15 protein-coding genes and 1 tRNA gene are annotated in these 12,468 nt (G+C 62.1%); 3 read left to right on the top strand and 13 right to left on the bottom strand.

From position 1 onward, the window contains the following. Positions 1–2: 2 nt before the first annotated feature. Both ACFFJ7_RS05425 and ACFFJ7_RS05420 read right to left on the bottom strand, forming a co-directional pair. Positions 3–230: a hypothetical protein gene (locus ACFFJ7_RS05425; protein ID WP_377591021.1), complete on the bottom strand. Its 228-nt coding sequence runs from the start codon at positions 228–230 to the stop codon at positions 3–5. Then, entirely contained in the window at positions 227–730 is a 504-nt protein-coding gene (locus ACFFJ7_RS05420; protein WP_377591019.1) for a S24/S26 family peptidase, read from the bottom strand. The genes ACFFJ7_RS05425 and ACFFJ7_RS05420 overlap by 4 nt, the downstream gene beginning before the upstream one ends. 92 nt (positions 731–822) lie before the next feature. Between ACFFJ7_RS05420 and ACFFJ7_RS05415 the strand changes: the two genes are divergently transcribed. From ACFFJ7_RS05415 to ACFFJ7_RS05405, 3 genes are all read left to right on the top strand, one after another. After that, positions 823–1,062 carry a helix-turn-helix domain-containing protein gene (locus ACFFJ7_RS05415; protein ID WP_377591017.1) on the top strand — a complete coding sequence of 80 codons (240 nt, stop codon included), beginning with the start codon at positions 823–825 and terminating at the stop codon, positions 1,060–1,062. Positions 1,063–1,309: 247 nt separating this feature from the next. Further along, positions 1,310–1,404: transfer RNA gene (locus tag ACFFJ7_RS05410), tRNA-Ile, on the top strand. A 19-nt stretch (positions 1,405–1,423) separates the two neighbouring features. Then, positions 1,424–1,918, top strand: coding sequence for a hypothetical protein (locus ACFFJ7_RS05405; protein WP_377591015.1), 495 nt, complete (start codon positions 1,424–1,426; stop codon positions 1,916–1,918). 129 nt (positions 1,919–2,047) lie between these two features. Here the strand turns inward: ACFFJ7_RS05405 and ACFFJ7_RS05400 are convergent, their stop codons facing one another. The 11 genes from ACFFJ7_RS05400 to ACFFJ7_RS05350 all read right to left on the bottom strand — a co-directional run bounded on the left by ACFFJ7_RS05400 (position 2,048) and on the right by ACFFJ7_RS05350 (position 12,466). Beyond that, the gene (locus tag ACFFJ7_RS05400; protein ID WP_377591013.1) at positions 2,048–2,383 is read right to left on the bottom strand and encodes a hypothetical protein; all 336 of its coding nucleotides are present in this window, start codon (positions 2,381–2,383) and stop codon (positions 2,048–2,050) included. Beyond that, a complete protein-coding gene (locus ACFFJ7_RS05395) occupies positions 2,370–2,654 on the bottom strand; it encodes a hypothetical protein (protein ID WP_377591011.1) in 285 nt (94 codons plus the stop codon). The genes ACFFJ7_RS05400 and ACFFJ7_RS05395 overlap by 14 nt, the downstream gene beginning before the upstream one ends. Continuing rightward, positions 2,651–4,267 carry a terminase large subunit gene (locus tag ACFFJ7_RS05390; protein WP_377592087.1) on the bottom strand — a complete coding sequence of 539 codons (1,617 nt, stop codon included), beginning with the start codon at positions 4,265–4,267 and terminating at the stop codon, positions 2,651–2,653. Before ACFFJ7_RS05390 ends, ACFFJ7_RS05395 begins: the two co-directional genes overlap by 4 nt. Beyond that, positions 4,251–4,607, bottom strand: a complete 357-nt coding sequence (locus ACFFJ7_RS05385; protein ID WP_377591009.1) for a phage terminase small subunit P27 family — start codon at positions 4,605–4,607, stop codon at positions 4,251–4,253. Before ACFFJ7_RS05385 ends, ACFFJ7_RS05390 begins: the two co-directional genes overlap by 17 nt. A 342-nt stretch (positions 4,608–4,949) precedes the next feature. Then, positions 4,950–5,294 carry an HNH endonuclease signature motif containing protein gene (locus ACFFJ7_RS05380; RefSeq protein WP_377591007.1) on the bottom strand — a complete coding sequence of 115 codons (345 nt, stop codon included), beginning with the start codon at positions 5,292–5,294 and terminating at the stop codon, positions 4,950–4,952. A 1-nt stretch (position 5,295) separates the two neighbouring features. After that, positions 5,296–5,892, bottom strand: a complete 597-nt coding sequence (locus ACFFJ7_RS05375) for a head-tail connector protein (protein WP_377591005.1) — start codon at positions 5,890–5,892, stop codon at positions 5,296–5,298. Positions 5,893–6,149: 257 nt separating this feature from the next. Continuing rightward, on the bottom strand, positions 6,150–7,643 hold the full coding sequence (locus ACFFJ7_RS05370; RefSeq protein WP_377591003.1) for a phage major capsid protein: 1,494 nt from the start codon (positions 7,641–7,643) through the stop codon (positions 6,150–6,152). Then, positions 7,640–8,752 carry a phage portal protein gene (locus ACFFJ7_RS05365; RefSeq protein WP_377591002.1) on the bottom strand — a complete coding sequence of 371 codons (1,113 nt, stop codon included), beginning with the start codon at positions 8,750–8,752 and terminating at the stop codon, positions 7,640–7,642. Before ACFFJ7_RS05365 ends, ACFFJ7_RS05370 begins: the two co-directional genes overlap by 4 nt. A gap of 119 nt (positions 8,753–8,871) precedes the next feature. Continuing rightward, a complete protein-coding gene (locus ACFFJ7_RS05360) occupies positions 8,872–9,432 on the bottom strand; it encodes a hypothetical protein (protein WP_377591001.1) in 561 nt (186 codons plus the stop codon). A 318-nt stretch (positions 9,433–9,750) separates the two neighbouring features. Next, positions 9,751–11,088, bottom strand: a complete 1,338-nt coding sequence (locus tag ACFFJ7_RS05355; RefSeq protein ID WP_377591000.1) for a tyrosine-type recombinase/integrase — start codon at positions 11,086–11,088, stop codon at positions 9,751–9,753. A gap of 319 nt (positions 11,089–11,407) precedes the next feature. Further along, entirely contained in the window at positions 11,408–12,466 is a 1,059-nt protein-coding gene (locus tag ACFFJ7_RS05350; protein WP_377590998.1) for a branched-chain amino acid ABC transporter permease, read from the bottom strand. Positions 12,467–12,468: the final 2 nt, after the last annotated feature.

Raw genomic sequence — 12,468 nt, 5'->3', positions numbered from 1 at the left:
TGTCATTGATAGTCCCGAATAACCATGACGATCTGCTCCTTGTGCATGATCGCCCACCGCCAGTTCCCGCCATGCCTTGCCTTCATGGCGGCAGAGAGCTGCTCGGTCATGCGCTCGATTTCCTCGTCGGTCGGGACGTGTGCAGCTCGCACACCAAATGCCGTGACGGCCATCGCCCCAATGGCGGCCGCGCCGCCAAGGATCGACCGGCGTGTCGTGTCCGTGCTCATGCCGGCCTCCCCCTCCTCGCCCGCTCCCGCCGCGCGATCTCCCGCGCTTCGTCGTCGGTTACGACATAGGTTTCAACGTCATCCGGTACTGGCCCGAGGCATTTGTGGATCGCCTGAATTTGAGACGCACGGAACACCAGCTCCCGGCGCGGGTTGATCTGCTCGACGATGACCAGCGGATCAAGCTCCGCCTTGGGATGCAGGTCTGCGCCAAACCTCGCCCACGGCGCGATGGCATACTTCAACCGCTTCAGGAGGATCTGATGCTGGCCGGGTTGCAGAAGCTCCGGTCGGATGAACAGCGCCACGATGTCACCGGGCTTGTACGCCTCGGTCTTGCTCATGACTAACTTCTGGTCGTGATGCAGCCAGGGCTCCATGCAATGGCCGTCGAGAACCATCGCATAGACCTCCGGGAAATCGTCCGGGTGGATGGTGAACTGGATACGCTTTGAATTTTGCACAGCTCCGCTGGCTGCGCGAACGGGCGTGTTCGGCATTGGTGATGCTCCAGATTGCGAAATTATCGTAACGGTGATACGATATCCGAACAATGCATGAAGTCAACTCAAATCGTAACAGGGATACGAAATTGCTGCCCATTCAATGTAAGATGGCCCGCACGGCATTGGGTATCGGCGTCCGCGATCTAGCGGCGCTTGCCAAAGTTTCGCCCGATACCATTGCCCGGCTAGAGCGCGGGGAAGCACTCCGGGAGCGCACCGTCGACGATATCCGCGCCGCCCTCGAAGCCCAGGGCGTGCAGTTTCTCGACAGCGGGGAGGTTGCTGCCGGCCGGGGCGTGGCGCTGGTGAAGGGGGATGCGGAATGAGCCTCGGGCACTTTATCGACTCGGCCCTATTCTCAGCTTCGGCATTTCGACGTGCAAAAAAGGGAACAGAAAGAGAAGCAACCCCCGGCATCTCTCAGATTGCGCTGCTTCTCCCTTTCCTCTCCAATGCCTCTTGACGTGCTTTGCAAACTCGACTAGAAACAAAAAGAGACAGGCTCGAGCGATTCTTCGCCTGAGCCTGTCTCAAAAATGATCCGGTATATCCGGCTATGGTGCCGGGCGTGTAGGAAGGGTGGTCGAGCGGTCGAAGACTCTGAGCTTATACCTCAGCGTACGTGTTGGTAGCACGTACCGCGGGTTCGAATCCCGCCCCTTCCGCCATCGCTTGGGAGCGAATGACATGGAACGAGTAGAAGAATTTCTTGAATTTGTCAAGGGGCAAGCAGACTTTCATGATAGGCAACAGGTACGGCATAGCGCCAATGAGCGCCGTGCATCGCAACATGCTCGTACTGCAGGTAATTTTAGGGAGTTGGCGAACTTCCTTGAGAGACAGGCTGCCAGGGAAGCTGAACCGAAGGTCAAGCGTCTCGCCCTAGGGTGGGATGAGATTGAGGGCCTGCCCGAAGAGCTTCTCAGCGAGCTCAGCGTCTCGGAGTCCGATCGGACGGAATTCAACATTCTTTCTATTCTGGATGAAGCGGGAGGGGTTATTTCGTTGGATCGCCTATTGGTAGAGTATTATAAGCTCACGGGCGACGTAATGAAACGCCAAACGATGAACAACCGCCTTTACAGAATGGGAATAAAGGAATTAGTATTTTCTGTTCCTGGGAAAAAGGGTGTTTACTCAAATAGACGTATGGATGAATCCGAGGCCGCTCAACTTTCTTAGCCACGGAAAGATATTTTCCCGTCAGCTTGGGCGATCAATGACAAGAAACTTTTGCTCAATCCGTTGATAAAGAATCACGCTAAGCGGCCATTGAAAAAAGGGAGGGGGCGCCGCTGCCGCCCCCTCCCTTCACGCCCCTAATGCAGTCAACTCGAACGCTACAGTATCACCACCCAGCCGCCTCGTCGCGCTATCAACAGCCGTCACGGTCAGCGTGAGGCCCGCCCAGATGATCCTGTCGTTCTTCACCGGCGGCCCCAGCCATGATGCGGGAATGGTCTCCGCGAGGATGATGACGCGCCTGTGGCCCAACGTGATGCCCGTGGTGAGCTGTTCCGGCTGATAGCCTGTCACCCGCGCCAGCACCTCACATTCGGCCCCATCGAAGCCCCTGCGCAGTTTTACGGTCTCGCCGTGCTGCTCGATCTGCCGGCGGTACATGGCCCGTGCTTCAGATGGTTTCATTCCTCGCCTCCCATGCTTCGCGGATCACGTCCCGCACGGCTTCCAGCACCGCATCGGGCAGCGTCAGCAACAGCGTCACGTCGCCGCGAACGGTGCGGGTGAACGGCAGCTCGACGCGGAATCCATCCTCGGCGTGCCGATCCGCCACAACCCGCCAGCCGCGTGTCGTGATGGTGATGTCACCCGCGAGGATATCCACCGTTGCCAGCCCCCGAACGGTGCCGCCATCCAACGGGAGCGTCTCGATATGCGTCAACGCCACTTCGGTCATACGAGAAAGTCCTCCAGCGGCCAGTCGTTCTCAAATATGCTTCGCGGCTTCATCTCGCCGGACAGGGCGCGCGACACGGCCATGGCAGCCGCCACAGCGCCGTCGATCCGGTCCCTGCTTCTGCCCTTATGAAAGCTCCGGTTGCCGCTGCTGTCCGTTTGCACGGCCACGTTTTCGAAGCACCATCGCAGCAGAGGGTGCCCGCCGTGGTGGAACTTGCCGCCGACGATGGCGCGCTCCAGATCAGCGATGGCCGGCCCCATCGAGCGCCAGCCCTGGCGGAACTCGATCACGGGGAAGCCGTCGTTCGCCAGCGGGATTGTCACCTGGCGGGAATAGGCCGGATCGGCCGCGATCTCGACCACGTTGAACCGGGAGCACAGGTCACGGATGCAGTTCTCGACAGCCGGATAGTCGATCACGTCGCCCGGTGTCAGTGTCAGGTGCCCCTCATCGGCCCAGCGGGGATATGGAACGCCATCCACCTCGCCGCGCCTGCGCAGGGCATTACCGGGGCAGAAGAACGACGGCAGCACGAACAGCTCATCGTCATCGCCGCGAACGACAGCGACAACGGCGGTCAGGTCCGTGGTCGAGGACGCATCGAGGCCGATCCATGCTTCGCGGCCCTCCAGCTCGGCGACATCGAACAGATTTCGTCCCATGTCGTAAACGTCCATGTCGACGAACGGATCGTGCGACTTGTCCAGCCAGACGTTGAGGTTCAGTTGCCGGAAAGCCTCTCGATCACCCGGCCGGCGTTCGCCTTCCTTCGCCAGTTGCCGCAGGCCCTCCAGATCGGGATACGGCGGATCACACGACAGGCCGGGATTCGCCCGGAACCACAACGCCTCGTCGCGCCAGTCAGCATCAGCCGGCGTCTCGAACAGAATAGGCAGTATCGACGAATCTTCCACCTCGCCGCGAGCAACCTTCCGCGCGTCGTCGATGATGTCGTGGGCGATGTTCTCCTGCCCCCGGCCGGCCGTGGTGGCGACGATCAGCAGCGAGCCGGCTACCTTCACCAGACCGGATTTCACCACGTCCCAAAGGTCGCGCTTCTTCCAGGCATGAAGCTCATCGACCAGCGCGAACGCCGGTGTCCGCCCGTGCTGCGTGCCCGCATCCGACGAGATACTTTCGAAGAACGAGCGGTGCCGCGTCGAGGTGATCCGGTTGCGGTAATCCTGTATCGTGGTGACGCGCTCGATGGCCGGTGTTGCCGCGATGACGTTCACGGCCTCCTGAAAGGCCAGCCGTGCCTGCTTGCGATCGCTGGCAGCCGTCAGCACCTCACCACCGGGCAATCTTTCCGGCCCCACAGTGTGCAGCAGGGACAGCGCCGCGCCCAGTGTCGTCTTGCGGTTGCCGCGAGGAAGCAGCAGCACCACGGTCTTCACGATCCGGCTGCCGTCATCATGGCGAGGGCCGTAGATCGCCCGCACGATGCGCTCCTGCCAACGGTCGAGGCGAAACAGGCCGTCCGGTGCCTTCGGGTGCCGCAACGCCCGCAGGAACTTCACCGCCCGCTCACCATGCCCCAGCGGGTCGGCAATCGGGCTGTCGTCGTGGATCCATGCGGGATAACCCGTCGCATCACAGGCCAAGCGCATCGTCGTCATCGTCTCGCCGCTCCTGCTTCGGCCGCCGCCCCGGCAGCAAGCCCAGCTCACCGGAGAGAATGCGGAACTCCTTCTGCGCCAGATTGAGCGCCCGGAAGGCCGCATTCACCGCGCCATCGACCACGATCCCCTCCCGCGACAGGATGGCCTCGGCCTCGCGCATTGCGCTGACTGACAAGCAATAACTAGCAAATAGCTGCTTCGTATCCTCCTGCAACACGCCGTTCTCATGCAGCAATTGCGCCAGGCGCTTCCATTCGTCCTTCGCGAGCTTCGGAAGCCACGAGGGAGCAGCCGGCGGCGGCGTCAGCGCTGGGCCGTTATTCGACAAAGCCGGCTTTCCTCCCCTCATGTCACCCTCTTAGTTGCAACTCATTCGCAAGAAATCATTCCGGCCCCGATCTCACGCGATCGACCCCGGCCGGTACAGGCCCCCTTGCCATCAAGCTCAGACCCTCCCCCCTGCCCATCGTCGCCTGTCCGGCTAGGTGGGGCAGCTTCCGAAGCCAGCGCCTCTGTACGGCCTTCTGTGGCCCCGCAATCGACATTGCTCGCATCGCCATGCTCGAACCGCAGGTACGGCAGGCTGATACCGTCCCACCGCATGTACGACCGAATGCCAAGGTCGGCTGCCGTATCAAACTTCGCGCTATCATCAGATAGCAAGTGCGTGCTAGCTTGTGCTTGCATAGCGTCGTTCCTGCGATTGCTTCCAGCCCGAATGGCACTGAACGCAAAGTTGCTGCCAGTTCACCTTGTTCCAGAACAGCGCCCGGTCGCCACGATGCGGGATGACATGGTCAACCACCGTCGCCGGTGCGCCGCAGCGGATGCAGGTCGGGTGCGATGCGAGGTAGCTGGCCCGCGCCTTATCCCATGCGCTGTCATATCCGCGCTCCCGTGCATTCGGTCGGCGCGCATCGGCTTCGGCCTTCTGCGCAGGACGACAGGGGCACGACTCACCGCGCGACACGGCGTATCGGCCACACGAGCAAAGGCGCTTCGGTGCGAACGCCATGTCAGGCCACCGGAACGTCACGGTGCGGCGCCAACAATGCGTCGACCTCGACAGCCGATCCTATGTTGCCGAAGCTCTGGCTCCCAACGCCGTCGACGGTCTCAGACTTCACCCACGGATCGCGGGCCGAACTATGCCAATACGATGCCGCCAGCAACGTCGCAGCGCGGGTGATCGCAACAGGGAGATGAAAGCGCATAGGATCAGCAGGCGGTGCGCCATCCGGTCGAGGATCACTGCCCGGAAGATCATGCCCGGCCCAATAGGTGACGACATGCGTGCCGGCAGGCAGGCTCAGAAGGCCAGTACCAACATCGACTTCACGCCCCAAGAGGCCAGCAATTCCGTCGATGGTGATGGTGCGAACCGGAGTATGCGACAGGACAGCAGGCCGTGAAGCAGCGACATAAACGTGCTCTTCATACTGCTGAAGCGTGAGCGTCCGGCGCAACGTGCCCTCGATGGCAGCCGATGCCGCAAGGATCAGCTCGATCAGGCGTGGTGCATTGTCCGCGTCCGCCTTGATGCCCAACTGCCGTGCCACCTCATCCGGAGTCGTGAGTGCGCGCGTCGAGGCAGGCGTGATGATTATTGCCATAGCTTCCCTCATGATAGTGGTGGCGGCTGGCACTAGGAGCTGACCAGCCGCCCGACGCACGCAGCTTGAGCGGTTGAAAAGCGGTATCGGGGCGCCCGCAGCTGCGCTTCCGTTTTCGGACCGTCGTTAAGCCCTCAGAATTTGCACCCCGAATTTGGTAGCTGCCGGGGGAATCGCTCACCCCGGCAGCCGGTCGGTAGGGCAGCCTCGCGCGTGCCCCGCCTAGCCCCGCAGCCTCGCGCGTGCGGGGAATTGGATTACGCCTTGACCTTCAGCAGCTTCAGCGCCTCGGCCTTCACCACGCCGGCCGCGACACGGCGGCGCGCGTGGAACCGGACAACGCCGTTCACGGCCGCGCTGTAGTCGTCGCGCAGGACACTCAGTGCCACGCGGTCGAAAATGCGGAAGCCGGACTGGAAGTCGCCGAACGCGAGCGGGTATTTGCCAGCACCGATGTCATCCATGTCGGGCGCTTCCACGAGCGGGTAGCCCAGAAGGGTTTCAGGCTGGCCCGCTTGCAGACCTGGCTGCCAGATGTAATTGGCCGTTCCGTCCTTGATCTTGCGGATCGTTGCGATCGTGGTTCGGTTCGCCACAAATACGCCCTTCGCCCGATAGGCGCTCGGCAAGCTGTATGCGAGGGAGATAATCTCATCGGCCGTGACCACGTTGCTCGCCGCCGTCACCAGCGCGCCGGTGGTGAGCGTGGTGTCGGTGAGGAAGCCCGCAGGCTGCCCGGTGCCGCTGCCCTTCACGAAGGCGACGCCCTCGGCCTTGCCGAACGCCTCGGCCAGGTCAAGCGCCAGCTCACTCTCAAGGTTGAACGCACTGTCTTCCAGCAGGCGGCGCGTCACCTCGACATAGGTCGCCAGCTCATGAACCTGAAGCTTTTTCTGCGAGTAAGTCGGCTGCGACGGCGTGCGTGGTTCCGGGCCGGGGGTGGTCGTGTCCCATTCGTCCGTCCAGGTCGCGGTGCTGCCGGCCGTGCGCAGGGGAAGCGTCACCTCGTCGCCAGATGCCTGCGAGATGCGCGCAATCTGACGGATCGGGGAATGCTCCACAAGGTTCTTGATCAGCTCGCGCTCGAACTGCTCGGGGACAAGAAAGCCGCCCGTGAGACCGTTCGTGGTGCCGGAGACCAGCGCCTTCGTCTCGTCCAGGTCCATGTGCTCCCGGCCGATGCGCAGGTAGTTCACGAACGCCTTGCGCTCGACCGTCGGTTCGTCGAAAGCCGGGGCGGGGGCAATGGCCGGACGGGCAGCGGCAAGTTCGAGAGCTTCAAGGCGGGATTCGATAACAGAAACATCAGTCATATTGGAGCCTTTCACGGTGAGAATGCGAGCCGCCGGGTTTGCCGGAACAGCGACGAGGGAGATTTCGAGGAGATCGGCTGCGGTGATGCGCCTGCCCGTTGCGGTGGATGATGCGGCCGTGGTTTTGAACCCGACGGAAAGGCCACGCAGGTCACCTGTTCGCAGAAGGGCGTATACGTCCTGGCCGCGTGCGGTATCGAGATTGAGCTTGCCTTCGACAAGCAGACCGTCGCCGGTGGCCTCAACTTTCGTCCACCGCCCGACGACCTCGCCAGCATCGTGGTTGAAAAGCATTGGCAGGGGCAGATCGAACACGAACGCCGCCGGATCGATGCTATCGCCGTCCCTGTCCGTTGCCGGTGCTGATGCGATACCGGTGACGATGCCGGCGTCTGTTGCCTCGATGTAGGCGGAAAGCGCTTTGACCTCGACGTTCATGGGGTTTCCTCGCTCATAGGGGCAGCCGCGCCAGTCTGGCCGGCCTGGCGGACCAATTCGTCGCCACCGGGAACAGGGGGGCGGTTCTGGATCGCACGCACCTCGTTCGCCGTCAGCCAGGCGGTGCCGGTGGCCTTGGCGTAACCTTCGAACTGCTTTTCGAAATCGGCGCGGGTCAGCGGCTCGACGACATGATCGATGAACAACCCGCCCGACCGCTCGGCCGGCGTCAGCAGAACCCGCGTCAGGGCGCTCTCCCAAACCCACAGCCACGGCTCGACGGCCAGAAGCCATTGCTTGCCTTGCTGCTCGGTGTTGCTGAACGTGCCGTGGGACAGGTCACCGGCAATCGAGGGAGGCACCCTGAAGGCGCGGGAAATGTCCTCGACCACCAGCCGGCGAAGCTCAAGGAACTGCGCGTCAACGAGGCTCAGCGCGATCTGCTCCCATTCCGTGCCGGCGTCTAAAATTGCCGTGCGGCCGCTGTTGGTGCCGCCGTGGGCCGCGTTCCAGCTCGCCGCGATCCGCTTCAACGCATCCGCCGAGACGCCGGCCGGAACCTTGAGAATGCCGCTTGGCCGGCCGCCCTGTCCGAATACGCGAGCCTGATGCTCGGTCATGACGATATCGAGCGCGATGGCGTTTTGCGCCGCCTTACCAATCGCCAGCGGCCGGTCGTAGGTGGAACCCGGAGCGCGGATCACCAGCAGGTCTTTCCACGACACGACACGGCTGGTGTTGTCCGCGAGGGTGACGCGGTATTCAGGCTCGCCGGTCGGCAGGATGGTTTCGGACACGAACCCCGGTGCAAGCCGGTGGATTTCCCGGGGCTTGCCGCGAACACGGATGACCAGGCCGTAGCCTGAACCGCCGATCAGCGCGTCACGGGTGATCTGCGCCCGCGCCTCAAATGAGCTTGCCCACGGGCAGAAATCCCCTTCGAGGATCTTCGCCACCGGGTGCCCGACTTCCTGCTCCTGCGCTGTGCCCCGGCTGCGATAGAGCCGAACCTGAAGGCTCGCCACCGTCTCGCTGATTGCGCCGATGCAGGCTCGCGCCGTCGCGCTGCGCTCGATCGTGGAAGCCGTGACAGCCGGAAGCCCGGTCACGGAAAGCGGCTCGGTGATAATGCCGGACCAGGTGTCCCAATCCAGCGCCTTCGTCTCAGGCTCGACGGCAGGTGAAACTGCCCCAACTTGGGGAGGTTTGCGGGAGAAGGGCCAAACCATTATTGGATTGACCCCGCTTCCTCGGCCTCGATGATGGCGGACGCAATATGGTATCCCCGCGTGCTCTGCGCGATCCGCCGCAGCCGACGAACAACGGCGCTCGGATATTGCAAGACGTGAAGCGCACGATCAGGCACGCCGCCGCCGACGCGCTTGCCGTTCGGGGCGATGTCGGCGAGGATGCCGCCCACGATCACGGAATACGGCGGCAGCAGCGATACGAAGTCTGCGTCCGGGGGCAAGTCGTCCGACAGCAAGAGTTCGGTGATAATTGCCAGCGCCCCGGTGTCCGGCCCGTCACCGGTATGCAGATCGGCCAGACGAACCAGCACTCGCTCGGCATCCAGCACCCGCTCGGCGCTCATAGCCAGCATCAGCGCGGCCACATGCTGCGGCCCCAACGGATGATCGGCAGGCTCGACAGGCGGAACCCGAGCCGCACGCGCACCAGGCAGCCAGCCAGACGAAATCAGCACACGCGCAATGTTGCCGACACGCGATGCCGGCAGACCCGTCGCCTCGACAAATGCCGAAACCAGTTCTGACGTCTTTTCAAGCATTGCAAAATCCGATGTTCATGCCTATCCTAAAAAAGCATGAACCGCTTCAGCAAAGCACGCAAGTTTTTCTCAATCGTAAACGGAAATTAACTTTTCTATTGTTTCCGATTAATTCTTATTGTTTCTTATTCATTTACAAGAACAAAATTATCCACAGGCAAGGGGCAAATCTGCCGCTTGATCCGCCCCGGCAAGTCGGCGGTAAGCATCACCCGTCGCAAAATAGCCTGCGACAGAAAAGACCATTATAATTCAGCATGTTATGTAAAGTGTCGCAAACTGTCGCAAGCCCATTTGCGACATTATTATTGTTTTATATCAATCACTTATTTCATCTGTCGCAGGTGTCGCAGGGGTTTTCGCGCTCTCGCTCACATTTTTCACACCCGATGTCAGGGCAGCCGCGATGCGGGATGCGGTTTCCTCCGACGCCTGCCGGACGGGATCATCATGCAGATGCGCATAGATGGCCGTGGTTGCCGTTTGCGTGTGCCCGAGGATTTTCCCGATCACGGCAAGGCTACTTCCGCTCGACGCCGCGAACGATGCGAACGAGTGACGCAAATCGTGGATCCGAACATCCGTCACGTCAGCATCGTGGCCGGCCTCCTTGGCAATCGCTGTTGCCTTCTCCCGCACCTTCTCCCAGACCTTTTGAAGCCCGACGATCGGCTTGTGCTCCCCGATCTTCGACGGCAGGACATAGGGGTTGTTCGATCGCTTCTCCCAGCGCGCCGTGATCACCTCGCGCGCTGCTGGCGGCAACGGTGTGACCTTGGCACCCGTCTTGCTGTCAGGGAACTCGATGAAGCCCCGCCGCATGTCCAGCCATTCCCATTGCAGCTTCTGGATTTCATTCTTCCGGCAGCCCGTGAACATCAACAGCCGGATAGCGTCCGCGAACTCATCGCTGATCGCCGCATCGTTCTGCATCCTGGCGATGGCCTCGCCGATCAACGCCGCTTCAAGCTCGGAAAGGAACCTCTTCTTCTTCGCCCCTTTGTGCATCTCGATCTTGCCGGCCGGATTATCCGTAATGCCGATGTCAGCCATAGCGAAATTGATCGCCGCCCGGAGGGACACAACGGCATGCCCCGCAACGGACTTGCCGCCACGAACGATAGCCCGCCCCCGGAAACCCGTCTTGATATCCGTGGCTGTCTTGCCAGCGGCGATATCCGCCTGCATCTTGGACACGTCGCCTTTTGTCAGGGATCGCACAGTCCGCTTGCCGAGGAGCGGGATGATATGGCGTTCGAACATCGCCCTGTCGTTCTCCCAGCTCGACGCCTTCTTGTTTGGCCGCGCTATCTTTCCCTCGACGGAATAATGCGCCCAGAGCTGTGCGACCGTCATGGCGTCCCGCGCCGCCGCTTTCTTTTCCAGCGGGTCTATACCGTCCGCAAGGCCGCGCAGCGCATCTATTGCCCTCTGGCGAGCCATGTCGGGCGTCCAAGGCGATCCGTGCCGACCTATCGTCCATTCCCTCGAACGGCCCTCCGGTGTTCTGTAATTCAGGATGTAGGACTTCGCACCGCCAGAGGTTACGCGAAGGCCGAACCCCTTCACATCCGTGTCCCAGGTGATGTCTTTGCCAGTCTCCGGCACCTCGGCGGCATCAACCACGCGCTTTGTGATCTTCGCGGTTTTCGACAACAATTCCTCCCGTGTCAGCACCATGTCAGCAGCAGAGCCGAAAACATGGGTATCACCGCGAAGGGAAGGTAAACAATCTACAATGATAACTGATTGAAATATAATGATTAAGTCAACGCCCCGAAACCATAGGGAATCATGGAAAGCATATAACCGCCAAATTGTGGATCAAGAGGTCGCCCGTTCGAACCGGGCCAGCTGTACCATTCAATCACGTCAATCGAATCGTCACGCCGAGCGGCCCTTGATCACGGGGTTGCGGGGCGCTTTGCCCGGAAGCCTCTTTGCCGGAAGCCGCGCCGGTGCGGCGTGAGCGGCGTCAGGCCCGGCCGCGCAGCCGGCCCACGATCCCGGCGGGGAAGAAATAGACGCTGAGGATGAAGACGAGGCCGAGCCACAGCAACCACCTGTCGGGGTTCAGGATGTCAGGCAGCAGCGGCAGGCCGGCGGTTGCCGCTGCAGCGCGTTCCATCAGCGCCTGCAGATAGTTCTGCGCCAGCACGAAGATCGTCGCGCCAAGCACGGCGCCATACATCGTGCCCATGCCGCCGATCACCACCATCAACAGAATGTCGATCATGATCTCCATGCCGAGTGTCGTGCCGGGGCCGACGTAGCGCAGCCACACCGCGAACACCGCGCCCGCCAGCGCCGCGATCACCGCCGCAAGGCAGGTCGCGGCCGCGCGGTAAACGACTACGCGATAGCCGATCGCCTCTGCCCTGAAGGCGTTCTCGCGAATCGCCTGCAGCACCGAGCCGAAGGGCGAGTTCACCACCCGCAGCATGACGAGGAACAGCGCGAGGCACGTGCCGAACACGAGATAATAGGCAATCACCCTGCCGGTGATGCGCGTGCCGAACACGGGCTCCTCCAGCAGCCGGAAACCCGGCGTCAGCTCGCGCGGGATGCGGAAGTTCAGCCCGTCCTCGCCGCCCGTGATGCCCGAGAGCTGGCTGACCAGCACCGCCATGGCGGAAGCGACGGCGAGCGTGATCATGGCGAAGAAAATCGCCCGCACCCGGAGCGAGAACAGTGCGATCGCAAGCGCCGTCAACGCCGCGAGCGCCACGCCAGCGGCGGCGCCTGCACCGATGGGCAGCCAGCCCGGCCCGAGGCGAGCCGCGGCAATGGCGACACCATAGGCCCCCATGCCGAAGAACATGGTATGGGCGAAGCTCACGATCCCGGCATAGCCGAGCAGCAGGTCGTAGCTCGCCACCAGCACGATGAACATGCAGATCCGCGCCGCCGTCTCCAGCGCCCGCGTGCCGGGCAGCAGGAAGGGAGCGGCGGCGAGCACGACGAGGATGACGGCGAGCAACACCGCCAGCAGGCGGCTGCGCGGCAGGTCGTCGGAAAGGATCGCTCTCAGCATGG

The organism is Pseudochelatococcus lubricantis (assembly GCF_042432495.1).
GTDB classification, from domain to species: domain Bacteria; phylum Pseudomonadota; class Alphaproteobacteria; order Rhizobiales; family Beijerinckiaceae; genus Pseudochelatococcus; species Pseudochelatococcus lubricantis.
The sequence above is the reverse complement of the archived record's forward strand: the minus strand, read 5'-3'. Positions and strand labels throughout refer to the sequence as shown.

Coding starts and splice junctions, on each gene's coding strand:
- ACFFJ7_RS05425 (WP_377591021.1), bottom strand. CDS start 230: ATGAGCACGGACACGACACGCCGGTCGATCCTTGGCGGCGCGGCCGCC.
- ACFFJ7_RS05420 (WP_377591019.1), bottom strand. CDS start 730: ATGCCGAACACGCCCGTTCGCGCAGCCAGCGGAGCTGTGCAAAATTCA.
- ACFFJ7_RS05405 (WP_377591015.1), top strand. CDS start 1,424: ATGGAACGAGTAGAAGAATTTCTTGAATTTGTCAAGGGGCAAGCAGAC.
- ACFFJ7_RS05400 (WP_377591013.1), bottom strand. CDS start 2,383: ATGAAACCATCTGAAGCACGGGCCATGTACCGCCGGCAGATCGAGCAG.
- ACFFJ7_RS05395 (WP_377591011.1), bottom strand. CDS start 2,654: ATGACCGAAGTGGCGTTGACGCATATCGAGACGCTCCCGTTGGATGGC.
- ACFFJ7_RS05390 (WP_377592087.1), bottom strand. CDS start 4,267: ATGCGCTTGGCCTGTGATGCGACGGGTTATCCCGCATGGATCCACGAC.
- ACFFJ7_RS05380 (WP_377591007.1), bottom strand. CDS start 5,294: ATGGCGTTCGCACCGAAGCGCCTTTGCTCGTGTGGCCGATACGCCGTG.
- ACFFJ7_RS05375 (WP_377591005.1), bottom strand. CDS start 5,892: ATGGCAATAATCATCACGCCTGCCTCGACGCGCGCACTCACGACTCCG.
- ACFFJ7_RS05370 (WP_377591003.1), bottom strand. CDS start 7,643: ATGAACGTCGAGGTCAAAGCGCTTTCCGCCTACATCGAGGCAACAGAC.
- ACFFJ7_RS05360 (WP_377591001.1), bottom strand. CDS start 9,432: ATGCTTGAAAAGACGTCAGAACTGGTTTCGGCATTTGTCGAGGCGACG.
- ACFFJ7_RS05350 (WP_377590998.1), bottom strand. CDS start 12,466: ATGCTGAGAGCGATCCTTTCCGACGACCTGCCGCGCAGCCGCCTGCTG.